This window comes from Pseudomonas sp. HS-18 (assembly GCF_020401845.1).
GTDB lineage: Bacteria > Pseudomonadota > Gammaproteobacteria > Pseudomonadales > Pseudomonadaceae > Pseudomonas > Pseudomonas nitroreducens.
Genome location: NZ_CP084413.1, coordinates 3,153,958 through 3,170,102 on the forward strand (window position 1 = coordinate 3,153,958; position 16,145 = coordinate 3,170,102).

Annotated in this window: 19 protein-coding genes; 9 read left to right on the top strand and 10 right to left on the bottom strand. The window is 65.2% G+C overall.

Features of this window, described 5'->3' with window-relative positions; all coding sequences use genetic code 11:
• Nucleotides 1–12 precede the first annotated feature (12 nt).
• The 4 genes from LDJ84_RS14705 to LDJ84_RS14720 all read right to left on the bottom strand — a co-directional run bounded on the left by LDJ84_RS14705 (nt 13) and on the right by LDJ84_RS14720 (nt 2,863).
• A complete protein-coding gene (locus LDJ84_RS14705) occupies nt 13–516 on the bottom strand; it encodes a DUF2938 domain-containing protein (RefSeq protein ID WP_065084077.1) in 504 nt (167 codons plus the stop codon).
• 58 nt (nt 517–574) lie between these two features.
• Nucleotides 575–1,771, bottom strand: a complete 1,197-nt coding sequence (locus LDJ84_RS14710) for an MFS transporter (RefSeq protein WP_226046520.1) — start codon at nt 1,769–1,771, stop codon at nt 575–577.
• 110 nt (nt 1,772–1,881) lie between these two features.
• A complete protein-coding gene (locus LDJ84_RS14715) occupies nt 1,882–2,094 on the bottom strand; it encodes a tautomerase family protein (RefSeq protein WP_024765787.1) in 213 nt (70 codons plus the stop codon).
• A gap of 34 nt (nt 2,095–2,128) precedes the next feature.
• The gene (locus tag LDJ84_RS14720) at nt 2,129–2,863 is read right to left on the bottom strand and encodes an SDR family NAD(P)-dependent oxidoreductase (RefSeq protein WP_024765788.1); all 735 of its coding nucleotides are present in this window, start codon (nt 2,861–2,863) and stop codon (nt 2,129–2,131) included.
• 131 nt (nt 2,864–2,994) lie between these two features.
• Here LDJ84_RS14720 and LDJ84_RS14725 point away from each other — a divergent pair, with 131 nt between their 5' ends.
• Entirely contained in the window at nt 2,995–3,906 is a 912-nt protein-coding gene (locus LDJ84_RS14725; RefSeq protein ID WP_024765789.1) for a LysR family transcriptional regulator, read from the top strand.
• Nucleotides 3,907–4,098: 192 nt separating this feature from the next.
• Complete coding sequence (locus LDJ84_RS14730) at nt 4,099–6,504, top strand: TonB-dependent siderophore receptor (RefSeq protein WP_226046521.1); 2,406 nt, start codon at nt 4,099–4,101, stop codon at nt 6,502–6,504.
• Between the two features lie 263 nt (nt 6,505–6,767).
• Here LDJ84_RS14730 and LDJ84_RS14735 read toward each other — a convergent pair whose 3' ends face one another.
• The 3 genes from LDJ84_RS14735 to LDJ84_RS14745 all read right to left on the bottom strand — a co-directional run bounded on the left by LDJ84_RS14735 (nt 6,768) and on the right by LDJ84_RS14745 (nt 8,403).
• Nucleotides 6,768–7,280, bottom strand: a complete 513-nt coding sequence (locus LDJ84_RS14735) for a thioredoxin family protein (protein WP_226046522.1) — start codon at nt 7,278–7,280, stop codon at nt 6,768–6,770.
• A gap of 67 nt (nt 7,281–7,347) precedes the next feature.
• The gene (locus tag LDJ84_RS14740; protein WP_024765792.1) at nt 7,348–7,791 is read right to left on the bottom strand and encodes a nuclear transport factor 2 family protein; all 444 of its coding nucleotides are present in this window, start codon (nt 7,789–7,791) and stop codon (nt 7,348–7,350) included.
• Between the two features lie 108 nt (nt 7,792–7,899).
• Nucleotides 7,900–8,403, bottom strand: coding sequence for a GNAT family N-acetyltransferase (locus tag LDJ84_RS14745; protein ID WP_054909242.1), 504 nt, complete (start codon nt 8,401–8,403; stop codon nt 7,900–7,902).
• A 144-nt stretch (nt 8,404–8,547) separates the two neighbouring features.
• Here LDJ84_RS14745 and LDJ84_RS14750 point away from each other — a divergent pair, with 144 nt between their 5' ends.
• From LDJ84_RS14750 to LDJ84_RS14765, 4 genes are all read left to right on the top strand, one after another.
• Nucleotides 8,548–8,979: an Rrf2 family transcriptional regulator gene (locus LDJ84_RS14750; protein WP_065084057.1), complete on the top strand. Its 432-nt coding sequence runs from the start codon at nt 8,548–8,550 to the stop codon at nt 8,977–8,979.
• Between the two features lie 104 nt (nt 8,980–9,083).
• Complete coding sequence (locus tag LDJ84_RS14755; protein ID WP_024765795.1) at nt 9,084–9,470, top strand: hypothetical protein; 387 nt, start codon at nt 9,084–9,086, stop codon at nt 9,468–9,470.
• Between the two features lie 35 nt (nt 9,471–9,505).
• The gene (locus LDJ84_RS14760) at nt 9,506–10,177 is read left to right on the top strand and encodes a class I SAM-dependent methyltransferase (RefSeq protein ID WP_065084076.1); all 672 of its coding nucleotides are present in this window, start codon (nt 9,506–9,508) and stop codon (nt 10,175–10,177) included.
• 59 nt (nt 10,178–10,236) lie between these two features.
• Complete coding sequence (locus tag LDJ84_RS14765; protein WP_065084056.1) at nt 10,237–10,728, top strand: HIT family protein; 492 nt, start codon at nt 10,237–10,239, stop codon at nt 10,726–10,728.
• Here LDJ84_RS14765 and LDJ84_RS14770 read toward each other — a convergent pair.
• Nucleotides 10,699–11,613 carry a LysR substrate-binding domain-containing protein gene (locus tag LDJ84_RS14770; protein WP_065084055.1) on the bottom strand — a complete coding sequence of 305 codons (915 nt, stop codon included), beginning with the start codon at nt 11,611–11,613 and terminating at the stop codon, nt 10,699–10,701. The genes LDJ84_RS14765 and LDJ84_RS14770 overlap by 30 nt on opposite strands.
• 137 nt (nt 11,614–11,750) lie before the next feature.
• Between LDJ84_RS14770 and LDJ84_RS14775 the strand changes: the two genes are divergently transcribed.
• Complete coding sequence (locus LDJ84_RS14775) at nt 11,751–12,701, top strand: DMT family transporter (protein ID WP_024765798.1); 951 nt, start codon at nt 11,751–11,753, stop codon at nt 12,699–12,701.
• A 1-nt stretch (nt 12,702) separates the two neighbouring features.
• On the opposite strand, the gene LDJ84_RS14780 is transcribed toward LDJ84_RS14775, so the two are convergent.
• Complete coding sequence (locus LDJ84_RS14780) at nt 12,703–13,401, bottom strand: MOSC domain-containing protein (RefSeq protein ID WP_024765799.1); 699 nt, start codon at nt 13,399–13,401, stop codon at nt 12,703–12,705.
• Nucleotides 13,402–13,544: 143 nt separating this feature from the next.
• Between LDJ84_RS14780 and LDJ84_RS14785 the strand changes: the two genes are divergently transcribed.
• The gene (locus tag LDJ84_RS14785) at nt 13,545–13,784 is read left to right on the top strand and encodes a hypothetical protein (RefSeq protein WP_024765800.1); all 240 of its coding nucleotides are present in this window, start codon (nt 13,545–13,547) and stop codon (nt 13,782–13,784) included.
• A 26-nt stretch (nt 13,785–13,810) separates the two neighbouring features.
• Here LDJ84_RS14785 and LDJ84_RS14790 read toward each other — a convergent pair whose 3' ends face one another.
• A complete protein-coding gene (locus tag LDJ84_RS14790; RefSeq protein ID WP_024765801.1) occupies nt 13,811–14,737 on the bottom strand; it encodes a LysR family transcriptional regulator in 927 nt (308 codons plus the stop codon).
• An 80-nt stretch (nt 14,738–14,817) separates the two neighbouring features.
• On the opposite strand from LDJ84_RS14790, the gene LDJ84_RS14795 reads away from it, so the two are divergent.
• Entirely contained in the window at nt 14,818–16,140 is a 1,323-nt protein-coding gene (locus tag LDJ84_RS14795) for an MFS transporter (protein ID WP_024765802.1), read from the top strand.
• Nucleotides 16,141–16,145 lie beyond the last annotated feature (5 nt).

Sequence of the window (16,145 nt, forward strand, 5' to 3'; positions counted from 1 at the left end):
TTGGGGGGCTGATCAGCTGCTGCACATGAATGTGGCAAGCAGGCGAGCCGCCAGGTACAGGCCGAGCCCGAAGATCAGGTGAGTCAGCAAACTGTGCAGGCGGGCTTTGGCAGGATTGGAACTGTTAGCCGCGGCGATACCCAGGCCGAGTGCCGGCTGCATCAGCAGGAGTGGCATGAGCACCGTCACCAGACCGAACAGCAGGGCGGGCATCAACACAGGTTCACAAATCCAGGGGGTGTCGAGGATGACGAGGGCCAGTGCGAAAAGGATGCCGGTCAGGTAGTGGGTGATCCATCCCAGCGCCCGCTCACCGCGCACGGGGGCCGCCCTGCCGATGGCGGCGTGGCGGAACTGCCCGCGCGGCATGTGGCCGACCCAGCGGCCGACCAGCGCATAGTCCAGCGACGGTATGCCCAGCAGGCGCTTGCGCAGGATGCTCCAGCCGTCCATCAGCAGGGTGGCGCCGATGCCGATGGCGGCGATGTGCAGCAGGGTAAAGAGGGAGTAAGGCATGCGGGGCTCCTTGAGCGAGTCGATGGAGCCCAGCATCCCGGTTCAAGTGGACTTGAGGTCAAGGGCCGGCGGTGGGGCGATTGCCCAGCGAAGATCCGATCACGTAGAACACCCCGCCGCCAATGATGAAGGCGCCGAGCATGACGAACACCCAGTGCGGGGCGAACAGTGCCAGGAACCAGCCCACCAGGATCGGCCCGAAGGCGCCGCCGAGGTTGGCCAGGTTCTGCGTACCGTAGTAGATGCCGCGCAGGTGCGGCGGGGCGATGCGGTCGATGAACATGTACTCGGCGGGGATCACGATGATTTCGCCCAGGGTGAACACCACCATCGCCAGCCCCCAGTGCCAGAGGCTGTGGGAAAGACCAAAGCCGATGATGCCGAGCACGAACAATCCCAGGCCGACGATCAGCCAGCGCTGCAGGTGCTCGTTGCCGATGCGCTTGCCCAGCAGGTACTGCAGGGCGATCACCGTCACCGCGTTCACCCCGAGCAGGGTCTGGATCACCTGGTAGGCGTATTCCGCCGTTCCGGTGGCCACCAGGTACTGGGACAGGTAGGCGGAGAACTGGCCGAACACCACGGCGGTGAGCACGCCGCCGATGGTGAAGGACATCAGCCGCTGGTCCTTCGCCAGCACCCCCATCACGGCAATGAAGGACGGCGGCGCCGTCCCTTGCGCCGGGCGCATGCTGCGGTCGCCGTAGCGCAGGAAGGCCAGCAGGAAAAGGCCGCCCAGGGCTGCGGAGACGACGAAGGGAACATGCGTGTGCCACTGCGCCAGTGCCGCGCCGATGAAGGGGCCTATGGCATAGGCGAGGTTGATCAGCGTGTAGCGGACGGAGAAGGCGCGGCCTTGTTCTCCGGCTGGCAGCAGGCGGCCGAAGAGGGTCTTCACCACCACGTCGGTGACCGAGTAGGCGAAGTTGAAGCCCAGCAGGAACAGGAAGAACAGCCACAGCTGGCTGGTCAGCAGCATGCCGGCGAAGGCGGCGACGAAACAGCTGCCGAAGCCGAGGATCAGGCGAAAGCCGGGCATGCGGTCGATCAGGAAGCCGCCATAGAGGCTGAGTAGCGAGCCGCCGAATAATGCGCCACCCATGATCAGGCCGATGCGGTTGACCGGCAGGCCGAACTGGGTGGAGAGATAGATGACCAGGTAGGGCAGGGTGATGGCCCGGCCCATGGTCAGCAGGAAGGTGCCGCCGAGCAGCAGGTTGACCTGTAGCGGGTAACGCTTGAGGGCGACGAGCATTCCATGCCTCGGCTGTCGATAGGGGTGGGTGGGCTCCCGATCCTATCAGCACCAGCTTGGTGCATGGCAAGCGCCGGCGGCTCTGGCGAGCCCCCGGCGTGCCCGCTGGGTCAGCTGCTGCCCTTCTGCCTGGCGCGCAGTGCCTTGACTGTCTCGCCACCCACGCCCCAGCTGTCGGTGGGGATTTCCTGGATCACCACGAAGGTGCTCGCGGCCGGCTTGCGCAGCACGCGTTCCAGCAGTTCGGTGACGCCTTCGATGAGTTGGCGACGTTCATCGGCGGTCACGCCTTCGTCGGTTACCTGGATATTCACATAGGGCATGTCGGTTCTCCGTTGTTGTTCGCGACGGGGCTGCTTACCAGACCCCAGTGGTGGAGCCGCCATCGACGTTGAGCACGGCGCCGCTGACGAAGGTCGAGTCGGTGAGGTAGAGCACCGCTTCGACGATATCCTGCGGATTGCCGATCTGGCCACTGGGCGACAGGCTGCGCAGGAAGGCGTGGGTGCCTTCATCGCTGGCGTGCAGCGGCGTCTCGATGATCCCCGGCGCCACGGCGTTGACCTGCACCCGGGACGCCGCCAGCTCAAGAGCCAGGCCGCGCACCGCGCTGTTCAGGCCACCCTTGATCAATACCGGCAGCAAGGCCGGGACCTTCACGTTGGGCTGCATGGCGATGGACGCGGTGATGGTGACGATGTGCCCGGAACCATTGGCCGACATATGCCGGGCGGCCGCCTGGGAAGGGTAGAAGAAGCCCATCAGGTTGGTGCCGACGATGGCGTTGACCTCTTCCTCAGTGTAATCAATGACGGGTTTGGGGATGAAGATGCCGGCGTTGTTGATCAGGATGTCCACTCGGCCGAAGGCTTCGATAGCCTGGGCGAACAGGCGGCTGGCGGTTTCCGGCCGGGCGATGTCGCCGGCCACAGCGAGGAAGTTGTGCGGGTTGCCCAGCTTCGCCGCGGCTTCCTCCAGGCGCGCCTGGGTGCGGGCGTTGCCGACCACGTTGTAGCCGCGTTCCAGGTAGGCGCGGGCGATAGCGAAGCCGAGGCCGCTGGAGGCGCCGGTGACGATGACGGTCTTGCTCATGGGGGAATCTCCGAGAGTGGGGCGGGGCGGAGTGCCCGCGTCTTGGAGGCCAATCTAGGCGGCATTCGCTACTTGAAAAATGAGGCCCATGGCATTTGAATTGATACTTCATGTAATCAATTGGGCAGGCCATGACTCGCCACTTCGACGATCTGCAACTGGGCAGCATCGAGCTGTTCTGCCTCGCCGCGGAAAGCGGCAGCTTCACTGCCGCCGCCAACGAGGCGGGAATCACCCCGGCGGCGGTCAGCCGCTCGGTGGCGCGACTGGAGGAACGCCTGGGCGCGCGGCTGTTCGTGCGTACCACGCGGCAGATGCGCCTGACCGATGACGGCCGCAACTACTTCGAGCAATGCCGCCAGGCGCTGACCCAACTGGTGGACGCCGAGCGCGCTGTCAGCGGTGGCCAGAGCGTCGTGTCCGGGCGTCTGCGCATCAGCGTGCCCACGCCCTATGCGCACTACCGGCTGTTTCCGTTGCTGCCCGAGTTCCGCCGACGCTTCCCACAGGTGCAGGTGGATGTGCATGTCAGCAACCGCAACATCGACTTCGCCAACGAGGGCTATGACCTGGCCATCCGTGGTCGCGACCCGGCGGATTCCACCCTGGTGGCGCGGCGCCTGGAGGACGCGGAGAACGTGATTGTCGCCACGCCCGAGTACCTGGCGCACGCCGGTACGCCGCAGACACCGGAGGAACTGGTTCATCACGAGTGCATCCAGTTCGAGTTGCCCAGTACCGGGCGGCGCGTGCCCTGGTCGTTCCGGGTCGACGGCAAGCCGGTCGAGATCGAGACGTCCGGCAGTCTCACGGTGCTGGAGGATTACCTGGCTACCGCCAGCCTGGCCAAGTGCGGGGGAGGGCTGATGCAGGCCTACCGCTTCACCGTGGAAGAGGAGTTGAAGCGGGGCGAGCTGGTGGAAGTGCTGAAGGACTACGGCCGGACCACACGGCCATTCCTGCTGATCTACCCCCACGCGCGCCATGTCCCGTCGCGGGTGCGTGCATTCATCGAGTTCATGCTGGAAACGCGCCGCCGGTGAGCGCTGGAGAAACGGACGATGTGGCCGCGCCAGCGGTTGTAATAGTCGTGCGTGCGACGCATTCGCATTTACAAGTAATTTACATCTGCATACACTTTGGCTCCCCGCTGGCGCTCCACCACGCTGGCATTTGCCAACCCGAGTCATTGCGCCTTCAGAGCGCAAACCTCGCACCGAAGGATCCTTTAGCAGATGAAAGACGTAGCGTCGGGAGCGCTCCTGCTCGGTCTCTCCACCTTTGCTCTCTCCGCGGTCGCCGCCCCCGTGGTCATCGACCTGCCCAAGCAGCCCCTGGCCGCTGCCCTGGAGCAACTGCAGTCCGCAAGCGGAATGCGGATTTCCTATGATCGTGCCCAGGTCGCCAAGGTTGGCGCGCCGGCACTCAAGGGCAACATGGAGGCGGGCGAGGCGCTCGACCGTCTGCTCGCGGACAGCGGCCTGCAAGGCACGGTCGACGGCAACAGCGCGCAGGTCAGCGGCATCGTGCGCAGCAAGGCAGCGGGCAACGACAGCGTTGACCTGGGCGCGACCGAAATCGTCGGCGCCGCCAGTGTGGCGCCCGGCACCACCGAAGGTACCGGCTCCTACACCACCGGTGTGATGCAGACTTCCACCAAGCTGAACATGACCGTCCGCGAGACGCCGCAGTCGGTCAGCGTGGTCACCCGCCAGCAGATGGAAGACCAGAACATGCAGGACCTCGACGACGCGATCCGCGGCGTCACCGGGATGACCGTGCAGCAGTACGGCCCGGCGCGGGTGAGCTACGCAGCACGCGGTTTCGACGTCGACAACATCATGTACGACGGCCTGGCCACCAGCATTTCCACCTACACGCAGGACGTGATTTCCGCGGCGGACCTTGCGATGTTCGACCGTGTCGAAGTGGTGCGCGGCGCCACCGGCCTGATGCAGGGCGCCGGCAACCCGGCCGCTGCCGTCAACATGGTGCGCAAGCGCCCGACCCGGGACTTCCACATGAGCCTGGAAGGCAGCGCCGGAACCTGGGACCGCTACCGCAGCCAGGTCGACGTCTCCGGCCCGCTGAACAGCGAAGGCACCCTGCGCGGCCGCGCGGTTGCCGCCTACGAGACCCGCGACAGCTTCCAGGACGTGGTCAGCGGCGAGCGCGGCGTGCTCTACGGCATCACCGAAGCCGACCTGAACCCGGACACCACCCTCACCCTGGGCGCTTCCTACCAGAACGACAACAAGAACGACAACTGGGTGGGCCTGCCGGCGCCGCTCGGCGGCCGCCACCTGGATCTCAAGCGCTCCGATTACTACGGCGCCGACTGGTCCTACTGGGATACCACTACGACCCACCTGTTCGGCGACGTGGTGCACCGCTTCGACAACGGCTGGCAGATGAAGGTCGCCGCCGACAAGTTGTGGGCGCGCATCGACATGCTCGGCCTGTACAACAGCTGCTACTACACCGAAGGCTGCCCGACCATGACCATGGGGCCGGGAAAATACGCCTACACCGACGACCACCAGAGCTACGACGCCTTCGCCAACGGCCCGTTCCAGGCTTTTGGCCGCGAGCACGAACTGGTGTTCGGCGGCAGCTACCGCGAAGAACGCTTCGACGGCCACGGCGGCTGGGGTGACCTGACCTACAACGATGGCTCGCCAGTGACCCCGTTCGACCCGACGAAGTGGGACCCGGGCTCGGTGCAGAAGCCGAACATCGACATGAGCCTCTGGAACATGAAGCTCGACCAGGAGCAGAAGGGCGCCTATGTCACCACCCGCCTGAACGTCGCCGACCCACTGAAGGTCATCCTCGGCGGGCGCCTGGACTGGTACGAGGCGGACCCGCACAACGACACCGGCACTCAGAAGGTCACCCGCAACGTCACCCGCTACGCCGGCGTGGTCTACGACCTGAACGACGTGTACTCGGTCTATGCCAGCTACACCGACATCTTCAAGCCGCAGAGCAACTTCGACGCCAGCGGCAGCCTGCTCGACCCGATCACCGGCAAGAACTACGAGATCGGCCTGAAGGGCGAGCACTTCGGCGGTGCGCTGAATACCCAGCTCGCGATCTTCCAGATCGACCAGGAAAAGCGCGCCACCGACGACACCAGCGGCCCCTCGCCGTGCCCCAGTTCGCCAACCTCGATCTACTGCTCGCGCGCCTCCGGCAAGGTGCGCAGCCAGGGCGTGGACATGGAAGTGAGCGGTGCCATCACCGAGAACTGGCAGGCCATGGCCGGCTACACCTACGTCGACGCCAAGTACAAGCACGACAGCAACGAGGACAACGTCGGCAAACAGTTCGACCCGAGCAAGCCGCGCCACCTGTTCAAGCTCGCCACCAGCTACACCCTGCCGGGCGAACTGCACCAATGGCGCGTCGGCGGCAACCTGTTGACCCAGAGCCAGACCGAGGACACCACCACCGGCTTCCAGCAGGGCGGCTACACGGTGACCAACGCCATGCTTGGCTACAAGGTCAACGAGAACATCGACACCCGGGTCAACTTCAACAACATCTTCGACAAGTACTATTACAGCGGGATCAGCTTCGGCAACCTGAACTACGGCGAGCCGCGCAACCTGATGTTCACGGTGAAGTACTCGATGTGATCCGCCTGGCCTGAACGGAAAAGCCCCGCATTGCGGGGCTTTTTCTTGCTTTCGGCTTACAGGCCTCCGGTGCCTTTGCAGGATGGCGTGGAGCGAAGCGATACCCATCGATTGGCCGGCAACTCCGTTGTTCGCTCCACCCATCCTACGATTGCCTTTCCGGCAGCTCCGTAGGGCGCATAACGCGCCAGCGTTATCCGCCGCAAAGTGCCGGCGGATAACCTGTTCCAGGTTATGCGCCCTACCTATCTGCAAGCAGCGGGTCAGGCGCGGCCTTCGGCTTTTTCGAACAGATCGAGCAGGTCGCGCAGCGTGCTCTCCAGATACTCGCCCGCGCGGTAGGCCGGCTTGAGTGCATCGCCACCGGCCACCACTTCCAGCGGCCGTTCGATGAAGCGCCCGACTGGCTGGAAATTCCCATCAAGCACCAGCACCACAGGAATCAGGATACGGTCCAGCGCCATGCGCTCGCGCAGATCGTCCTCGGCGCGGCCCTTGGTGATCACGGCCAGTTCCACGCGCGGTTGCAGGCGCTGCAGATGGTCCATCACGGTGACGTTGATCTGGCAGTCCGGGCACCACATCTCGCCGGCGATCAGCAGGCGGTAATGGCCCTCTATGGCCTGGATGCGGTGCAGGGTTTCGGCGCTGATCGAACCGGGCTCGGCCAGCTGCTGCTGGACCTTGCGGACGCCAGCGATCTCGGCGGGCAGGCCGTGGGCGACGAAGGCGTCGAAGCCCTCGCCGATGGCGAACAGTTCCTCATAGGAGGCCATGGGGATTTCCTTGAAACGGGTGATGGGCTCATCCCAGCAGAAATCCCCGTGGCCGGCAATCCGTCCGTCAGGCTTTCGCGGCCTGCGCCTTGGCTGCCGCCAGGTAGGGTGCCAGGCGCCGGCCCATTTCCTCGCCCAGGGCCTGCAGGCCGCTGAGCGGGCGGACCATTACCTCGAACTCGACGATCTTGCCGGCTTCGTCGAAGCGGATCATGTCGATGCCCTTGAGCTCCTTGCCGCTGACGGTAGCGCTGAACTCCAGCACGACGTTCAGGCCGTCGCCGGTGGCGAGTTCGCGGTGGTAGGTGAAGTCCTCGAACACCTGCAGCACGGTGTTGAGGATGGTCGAGACCACCGGGGCGCCGGGGTAGGGCGTGTGCGCCATGGGCGAGCGGAACACCGCGTTGGGCGCCAGCAGTTGCGGCAGGTTGGACAGGTTCTTGGCAGCCACCATCTGGTGCCAGCTGGCCAGGGAAGCGGCGGCCTGGGGATGCAGGTTCAGTGCGGTCACGGGAATACCTCCTGAGGGTTCTTGTTGTTCACTCAGGACGATACGGCCGGGTTGGCGAGTCGCTCAATGATCGGAAATGACAGAAGACTGATCCTGGCGTACAGCCCATCAGTGCGTGGCCGGGTTGATCAGGTAGCTCATCAACTGCGGATCGTCTCCTGGCTCGACGTTCTGCACCGGGCGCGGCAGGTCGGCGAATACGGCCTTCCAGAAAGCTGCCGCGACCTCGTCCTGTGCGTAGAAACGCACCAGCCAGGGCCCCGGATTGCCCAGCAGCACCTGGTTGGCCAGCGCGCGGCCGATACCGAGGCGGCGGTACTTCTTCAGGACGAACAGGTCCGATAGCTCCAGCGCATCGATGCCCGGCAGCTCGCTGCCTTCCACCAGCAGGAAGCCGGCGATGAAGCCGTCGGCGAGGATCAGGTTGGCGCTCCACTCCGGCTCGCTCCAGTAGCGCGCCAGGTGCTCTTCGTGGATGTAGAAGCGGCCGTCGACCTCGACGTCCTCGTCTTCCCAGTCCGATGACTCGTAGGCGTAGTACTGGTAGAGATTGCGGATCAGGTCCTGGTGCTCGGGGCCGGCCTGCACCAGCTGGATGGAAAGATCGTTCATGGTCGGGAGGCTCGCGGCGAGTCGGAGGAGGGCGCGTGGCCGCCATTGTCGCCCATTCCCATCGCAATGCCAGTGGCCGAGGGGTTTGAAGCTTGCAGTGGCGCGATGCGATGATGCTGTCGCATTTCCCTTCGAGATTCCGCAGTGAGAACCGACAGCCGCCTCTCGCGCATGCTCCACGTGCTGCTGCACATGGCCCGTGACGACCAGCCCGTGACCTCCGAGCACATCGCCCGGATGCTCGGCACCAACCCGGCCGTGGTGCGGCGGACCATGGGCGGCCTGCGCGAGGCCGGCTACGTGCGCTCGGAGAAGGGCCACGGCGGCGGCTGGACGCTGGACTGCGACCTGGCCCGGGTCACGCTGCTGGACGTCTACCGCGCGGTGGGCAGCGAGCGCCTGTTCGCCATGGGCTTCGACAACGTCCACCCGGACTGCCTGGTGGAAAAGGTGGTCAACGCTGCGCTGCAGGACGCCATGGAGCAGGCCACGGCGATCCTCCTGGAACGCCTGGGCGCCGTGTCGCTGGCCGATCTCGCCGAGCGTTTCAGCACGCTTTACCCGCAGGACCGCTGACCCTCCCTCGATGAACATCGCTCGATACCGAGCGTTGACCCTGTGTGTTCAATCACGATACTTTAAAGGTAACGAAAGAATCCGAACCCACCAGGAATCCCTTCATGATCGACCTCCTGAACTCGCCGCTGGCCGGTGCGCTGTGGACCTGCCTGGCGCTGGCCATCGCCGCATCCGCCCTGTCCATGACCGTCACCCAGACCGAACTCTTCGCACCCCTGCGCGCGCTGGCCTGGAAGATTCACCCGCAGGTCGGCCACCTGTTCCAGTGCTTCTACTGCTTCAGCCATTGGGTGGTGATCGCCGGCACCCTGGTCTACCGTCCGGTAGTGATCGCCAGCGGCTGGGCGGCGGTCGACTGGCTGGTGGCGACCTTCTTCACCGTCGCCTTGACCGCTCTGTTCTGCGGCCTGCTGTTCAAGGTGTTCCTCACCGCCATGGCCAAGGCCGTCCGCGAGCGGGAACTGAAAAAGCTGTTCGCCTCCGAATGACGTCGAAAGGACTCGCCGTGAACCACTCCGAACTGATGGCCCCGTTCCACGATCCTGATGCCGCCGCGCGCTATGCGGAAAATCCGCCGCGTTTCGTCCCCGGCCTGTTCGACCTGCACCGCATGGCCGCCATCCTGCTGGCCGAGCATGCGCCGCCCGACGGCCACCTGCTGGTGCTCGGCGCGGGCGGCGGCATGGAGCTGCGGGCCTTCGCCGAGGCCCAGCCGTCCTGGCGCTTCACTGGCGTCGACCCTTCTGCCGAGATGCTCGCGGTGGCCGCACAGATGCTGGGGCCGCACGCTCGTCGGGCCGACCTGCTGCAGGGCTATATCGATGACGCACCGCCAGGCCCGTTCGACGGTGGCGCCTGCCTGCTGACGCTGCACTTTCTGCCCGAGGCGGAGCGCCTGCGCACGCTGCGCGAGATCCACTCCCGGCTCAAGCCCGGCTCTGCCTTCGTCATGGCGCACCTGTGCGTACCGCAAGGCACTGGCGAACGGGCGCGCTGGCTATCGCGCTATGCCGATTTCGCCGTCAGCTCGGGGATGGAACCGGCCAACGCCCAGCAGGCTCGCAGCGCCGTGGATGCGCACCTGAACATCCTCACTCCCGAGCAGGACGAAGCGCTGCTCTGGGAAGCCGGCTTCAGCCGCATCGAGGCCTTCTACGTCGGTTTCGCCTTCCGCGGCTGGGTCGCGCTCGTCTGAGCGCCCTTGCAAGAGCTGTGTCTGCTAGATTGGCGTCCCGTTTCGCCGGACGCCAGTCGATGCAGATTCCTTCCTCCCACGTCATCCACCAGACCGGGCACTGGCTGCTCAACCACCATCTGGCGTCCGCCCTGCCGGGTTACCTGATGCTCGGTTCGAAGCAGCCGGTGGGCTCCCTGGCCGACCTGCCGGAAGCCGCGCTGGCTGAAATGGGCGGACTGATGGCGAAGGTCCAGCGCATCCTCGAACAGACGCTGCAACCCAAATGGCTGTACATCGGCCGCTTCGGTCACTCGCCAGGCTTCCCGATCCACTTCCATTTCATCCCGGTGTACGCCTGGGTGGAGGAACTGTTCTGGGCCGATGAGCGCTATCGCACGCTGAGCCGGTTCGCCCATATCGAGGATGCCGCCACCCAGACCGACGGCGCCGAGCTGACCCTGTTCGTCTGGCGCGAGTTCGGCGAGGCGCCCGTACCCCCAGCGCTGCAGGGGCCGTCGATCGGGCAGGTGATCGAGTTGCTACGCGGTCGCTTCACCCAGGCCCAGTGATGCGAGCAACCAGTCATGGAACAGCTGCGCGGCCGGCGACAGTTCTCGATGGCGTAGCGACACCAGGTATTCGCCGCGCTCGGTGACCATGGCCAGGTCGGTCACCCGTTGCATCTCGCCGCTGGCCACCGCTTCGTCGGCCATGAAGCCCCAGGCCAGGCCGATGCCCATGCCCTGCTGCACGGCGCGGTAGGCGAGGGTGAGCTGGTTGAACACCGGGTCGCTTTCCGCCGGCTGGTAATCCTTGCCGAAGTGGCCGAACCAGTCGTGCCAGTCCAGGCAGCTCCAGGCCGAGGTATCCAGTTGCACCAGCGGCGCGGCGGCGAGCTGGTCGAGGCTGGTGATGCGCGAAGCGTCGAAGTCCGGGCGGGCGACGGGGTATACCACTTCCGGCAGCACGAAGCGGCTGTCCAGCGTGGTCCAGTCGCCTGCGCCGTAGAGGATGCCCAGGTCGAAATCCACCAGGCTGGCTTCGTCCATCTCGTTGATCGCGTGCACATGCACGGCAATGCCGGGATGCGCCTTGTTGAACTCGATCAGCCTGGGGAACAGCCAGAACTGCGCCATCGCGTGGGTCGCCAGCACCGACACGGCGTTGCTCTGATGCACGTTGCGGATGCGTCGCACGCTGTGCTGCAGGCGCTCCAGCAGCATGTCCACGGTGCTCAGCAGCTCCGCGCCGGCAGCGGTGAGGGTGACGCCACGCGGTTTGCGCTCGAACAGCGGCACCTTGAGGCTGCTTTCCAGCGCCCGCATCTGCTTGCTCACTGCGCTCTGCGTGAGGAACAGCTCGGTGGCGGCCTGGGTGAAGCTGCCGCAGCGGCCAACGGCCTCGAAGGTGATGAGGGTTTCCAGCGGCGGCAGGGTGCGCAGATATCGGCTGATGACGGGGCTCCAGTGAAAGCGTCTGGCATTCCTCCGGGGAATGCCTCGGTGCGGATTTATCCTTGGTCAGAAGCTAGCACAGCCGCTACCGTGGCGGCACTTTCTAGGCATTCATTGCAGTATCGAGGTCGTTGGAGATGAAACGCGGGGTGGTCTACGCAGGCATGGCAGGCGCAATCTGGGGCGGCGTGATCCTGGCGCCGTCGCTGGTGCCGGAATTCAACCCGCTGCTGATCAGCTCCGTGCGTTTCGCGCTGTATGGCGCCATCTCGTTGCTGATCGCCTTGCCGGTGGCCCTCGGCCTGTTGCGCCGGGTCAGCCGCGAAGACCTTTCGATGCTGGTGCGCCTGTCCCTGGCCGGCAACCTGCTGTACTTCGCGCTGCTCTCGGCGGCGGTGCAGTTCGCCGGAGTGGCGGCGGCCTCGCTGATCAACGGCATCATGCCGCTGGCGATCGCCTACCAGAGCCGTTCGGAACATGATTCGCTGCCGCTGTCGCGGATGAAGCTGCCGCTGGCGCTGGTGGCGCTGGGCATCCTCTGCATCAACCTCGACCCCTCGGCCCTGATGGCGTCCGGCAGTACCTCGGGCGAGCGCATTCTCGGCATTGTCTGCGGCTTCTGCGGCGTAGCCTGCTGGTCCTGGTATGCCAGCGCCAACGCGCGTTACCTGAAGGCCAGCCATTTCAACAGTCATGAATGGTCGACGCTGATCGGCGTGGTGACGGGCGTGATGGCCGTGATACTGGCGGGCGTTGGCGTGCTGATTGCGCCGCAGGCAGTGCCCAGTGGCATTTCCACGGAGCGCTGGATGGCGTTCCTCTGGGTGTCGCTGTTCCTCGCCGTGTTTGGTTCCTGGGTCGCCAATGGCCTGTGGAACGCGGCGACGCGCCGCTTGCCGATGAGCCTGGGCGGGCAGTTGATCGTCTTCGAGACGTTGTTCGCCTGCGCCTATGCTTACATTAACGAGCAGCGCTTGCCCGGTCCGGTGGAAGCGCTGGCAATTGTTCTGCTCACCGTTGGCGTGCTCTGGGCCATCGGCCTGCACCGCGCGCCGGCGCAGGTTCCGGCTCGCGCCGTGGAGTCCTGAGTCAGGCTCTCGGCGCGCCTTCCAGGCGCGGGCTCCAGTCTTCCACCGCGCCGTTCTCCAGGCGCCGTGACAAGGTTCGGCGCCAGTTCGGCGGCAGCGGCAGTTCCAGGCATTCGCGCAGGATATCGGCATCCACGCGCTTGTCGAACAGCACGGCGGAGAGCCGTTGCAGCGACCAGTCGGGATACGGACGCTCGACCACTTCCAGCGTCGCACCGGCGGCCACGGTGCCTTCCTCCAGCACCCGGTAGTACCAGCCGGTACGTCCCGACTCCTGCACCCGCAGGGCCATTTGCATCACGTCGAAGCGGTCGTTGAGCTTCCAGCAGGGCATGCGCCCCTGCGACACCTCCAGTAACGCCGTGCCGGCGCGTATGCGGTCGCCCAGGCAGAGATCGCGTTCGGTCCAGCCGGTGCTGCTGAAGTTCTCGCCGAATGCGCCGGGCTGGCTCAGCAGCGGGTGTTCGCCCAGTTCGGCGGACCAGTCGGCGTAGTGCTCGCGGGGGTAGTGGTGAATGGCCTTTTCCACCCCGCCGTGCACGCGCAGATCACCTTGCTCGTCGCTTTCCAGGCCCAGCCTGGTCACCCTCAGTGCCGCCTGGCGCGGCAGCTTGGCAATGGCGCTGCGCGAGCCTGGCCGGGTGAAAGGCACGGCGCGGCCAGTGAGCAGGGCATCGAGGCGAATGGAGGGCAGGTTCATCGCGGAACACTCCTGGTGAAGCGGGTAAATATGGTGTCGATCAAAAACTACATGGACAAAATCTGCCAGATCGGTAGGCTCTGTCAAGGTTTTGATTCGATACCAAGATTCATTCCAGTCCGATTCTTCGTCGAGAGATTTCCATGCAGAAGTACCGTCTGATCATTCAGCGCCATGGCCGGTTGCTCGGCCATTTCGATTCCGACCTGCCGTGGGCGAAGGAGGCCGTGAGCAGCATTGCCTGTTGTCTGGGCGAGCTGGGTTATGGCCTGGAACTGCTGGTGGCCGACAGCGAGCGTCGCCTGTTGGAGAGTTCTCCAGAGGGCATCAAGGTGCTGAGCAGCGAGCCGCTGTATCGACCCCTGGCGTTGGACAAGCTGTAGGCCAAGAGCCCGGCAGAGCTGGCCCGTCAGCCCAGCTTCTGCGCCAGTTCGCCGATGAACTGCCGCAGCCACTGGTGGTGCGGCTTGTTGTGCCGGGCAATGTCCCAGACCATGAAGCAGCGGAAGGACGGCACCGGGAAGGGCACCGGGCTCACACTCAGGTCGGCCATCGCCGCGTAGCTTTCGGCAGCGAAGCTGGGGATGGTGGCGATCACGTCGCTGCTCATCAGCGTCGTCAGCGCGCCACTGAAGTGCGTGAAGGAGGCGGTGACGCGCCGTGCGTAGCCTGCCGCTTCGAACATGTCGTCGATGAAGCCGCGCCGGCCGTCGTAGGAGACCCGCACGTGATTCGCGGCGAAGTATTCCTCCAGGGCAATCGGCTCGACCGCCGCACGGTCACGGGAGCGGAACAGGCACGAGTAGGACGACGAAAACAACACCTGCGACGAGTAACTGGTGTTGAAGTCCTTGGGCTCGCTGCAGATCACCAGGTCCATGTCCGGGTCCTGCAGGGACTGCTTCCACAGCGAGCTGTTGCTTTGGTGGAAGGCGAAGCTCACACCCAGGCCTTCCGCGGCTGCGGCATTGACGATGCGCGGGGCGAGGTAGGCCTCGATGTCGTCGGACAGGCCGATATTGAACACGTAGCTGGAATCGCGCGGCGAGAAATCCGGCTCGGCGCCCAGCACCCCGGAAATAGACGTCAACGCCTCGGCGATCTTCGGTGCCAGCTCCATCGCCTTGCGCGTGGGCTGCATGCCGGAAGCCGTGCGGATGAACAGCTCATCGCCGAAATGCTCGCGCAGCCGGCGCAGGGCCGAGCTCACCGCGCCCTGGGTTACGTGCAGCATGGCCGAGGCGCGGGTGGCGCTGCGCTCGGTCATCAGGCAGTGGAAGGTGAGCAGCAGGTTCAGGTCGATCCGCGCGATATTACGTACGTTAATCCGGCTCATATTTCCTAATCGTTTGCCCTGCGGTCGTGGGGCTTCCTAGTCTGGCGTCCACACAAACATAACAAGGGATGGAGAGTCCTGTGGACGCGATTTCGCAAAGCGTGGGTGCTAGCAGTATCCATACCAGCAAAGGGCAGTCGGATATCCGCAAGCGGGCCATGGCGGTCGGCATCGGCAACTTCATGGAGTGGTTCGACTTCGCCATCTACGGCTACTTCGCCGCCGTGATCGGTATGCTGTTCTTCCCCTCCAGCGCGCCGGGCGTGTCGCTGCTGTCATCGCTGGCAGTGTTCGCCGTCGGCTTTCTTTCACGGCCCTTCGGCGCGCTGATCCTCGGCCCTGTCGGCGACCGCTTCGGCCGCCGCGCGGTGCTGATCATCACCGTCTTCGGCATGGGCGTGTGCACCACCATCATCGGCCTGTTGCCCTCCTATGAGGCAATCGGCATCGCCGCGCCGATCCTGCTGATCGTCATGCGCTTCATCCAGGGCATGATGGTCGGCGGCGAGTGGTCCAGCGCCGGCATCTATATCGTCGAGAGCGCACCGTCGAACCGCCGCGCCACTGCCGCCAGCGTGATCACCGGCACGGCGGGGCTGGCCTTCCTGTTCGGCACCTTCACCGCGGCGAGCATTTCCTCGGCGCTGGACGATGCGCAACTGGCGGCCTGGGGTTGGCGCCTGCCGTTCGTGGCGTCCATCGTGATGACCGGTATCGCCGTGTTCATCCGCCGCAAGCTGGGCGATACGCCGGTCTACGAGGAAATGGTGCGCCAGCGTGATTCGCACCAGGTCCACGCGCCGAGCAAGGCCGTGCGCCGCCGCGCCTTCATCACCACCTTCGCCTTCTCCGCGCTGTTCGGCGTCTCGCTGTACTACTTCATCACCTACGCCAACAACCATTTGGTCAGTACCGTCGGCCTGCCGCGCAGCAGCGCGCTGTGGCTGTGCAGCATCGCGCTGGTGGTCTACGTCATCGTCAACCCGCTGATCGGCCGCCTCAGCGACAGCATCGGCCGGCGCAAGCTGCTGCTCGGCGCGGCTGCCGCGCTGACGGTGCTCGCCTATCCGATCTTCCTGCTGCTCAACACCGGCAACCCGCTGGCGATCCTCGTCGGCCTGACGGTGATGGGCGTACTGGTGGCGATCACCGCGGTGATGGACGTGGTGTTGCTGGTGGAAGTCTTCCCGGCCTCGATCCGCTCCACCGGGGCTGCGCTGGGCCACAACCTGGCACTGGCGATTCTCGCCGGCCCCGGTCCCTTCATCGCCGCGGCGCTGATCCGCCAGACCGGCGACGCGAATCTGCCTGCGGCTTATCTCGCCGTGGTGTCCCTGGTGTGCCTGCTGGTGCTGTGGAAGACCCTGCCGGAAACCCGCGACAACGACATCAACCGCTTCTAGTTCCT

What these genes read in the sequence shown, in the direction of transcription:
- LDJ84_RS14705 (WP_065084077.1), bottom strand. Translation starts at nt 516, where the DNA reads ATGCCTTACTCCCTCTTTACCCTGCTGCACATCGCCGCCATCGGCATC.
- LDJ84_RS14710 (WP_226046520.1), bottom strand. Translation starts at nt 1,771, where the DNA reads ATGCTCGTCGCCCTCAAGCGTTACCCGCTACAGGTCAACCTGCTGCTC.
- LDJ84_RS14715 (WP_024765787.1), bottom strand. Translation starts at nt 2,094, where the DNA reads ATGCCCTATGTGAATATCCAGGTAACCGACGAAGGCGTGACCGCCGAT.
- LDJ84_RS14720 (WP_024765788.1), bottom strand. Translation starts at nt 2,863, where the DNA reads ATGAGCAAGACCGTCATCGTCACCGGCGCCTCCAGCGGCCTCGGCTTC.
- LDJ84_RS14725 (WP_024765789.1), top strand. Translation starts at nt 2,995, where the DNA reads ATGACTCGCCACTTCGACGATCTGCAACTGGGCAGCATCGAGCTGTTC.
- LDJ84_RS14730 (WP_226046521.1), top strand. Translation starts at nt 4,099, where the DNA reads ATGAAAGACGTAGCGTCGGGAGCGCTCCTGCTCGGTCTCTCCACCTTT.
- LDJ84_RS14735 (WP_226046522.1), bottom strand. Translation starts at nt 7,280, where the DNA reads ATGGCCTCCTATGAGGAACTGTTCGCCATCGGCGAGGGCTTCGACGCC.
- LDJ84_RS14745 (WP_054909242.1), bottom strand. Translation starts at nt 8,403, where the DNA reads ATGAACGATCTTTCCATCCAGCTGGTGCAGGCCGGCCCCGAGCACCAG.
- LDJ84_RS14755 (WP_024765795.1), top strand. Translation starts at nt 9,084, where the DNA reads ATGATCGACCTCCTGAACTCGCCGCTGGCCGGTGCGCTGTGGACCTGC.
- LDJ84_RS14760 (WP_065084076.1), top strand. Translation starts at nt 9,506, where the DNA reads ATGGCCCCGTTCCACGATCCTGATGCCGCCGCGCGCTATGCGGAAAAT.
- LDJ84_RS14765 (WP_065084056.1), top strand. Translation starts at nt 10,237, where the DNA reads ATGCAGATTCCTTCCTCCCACGTCATCCACCAGACCGGGCACTGGCTG.
- LDJ84_RS14775 (WP_024765798.1), top strand. Translation starts at nt 11,751, where the DNA reads ATGAAACGCGGGGTGGTCTACGCAGGCATGGCAGGCGCAATCTGGGGC.
- LDJ84_RS14780 (WP_024765799.1), bottom strand. Translation starts at nt 13,401, where the DNA reads ATGAACCTGCCCTCCATTCGCCTCGATGCCCTGCTCACTGGCCGCGCC.
- LDJ84_RS14785 (WP_024765800.1), top strand. Translation starts at nt 13,545, where the DNA reads ATGCAGAAGTACCGTCTGATCATTCAGCGCCATGGCCGGTTGCTCGGC.
- LDJ84_RS14790 (WP_024765801.1), bottom strand. Translation starts at nt 14,737, where the DNA reads ATGAGCCGGATTAACGTACGTAATATCGCGCGGATCGACCTGAACCTG.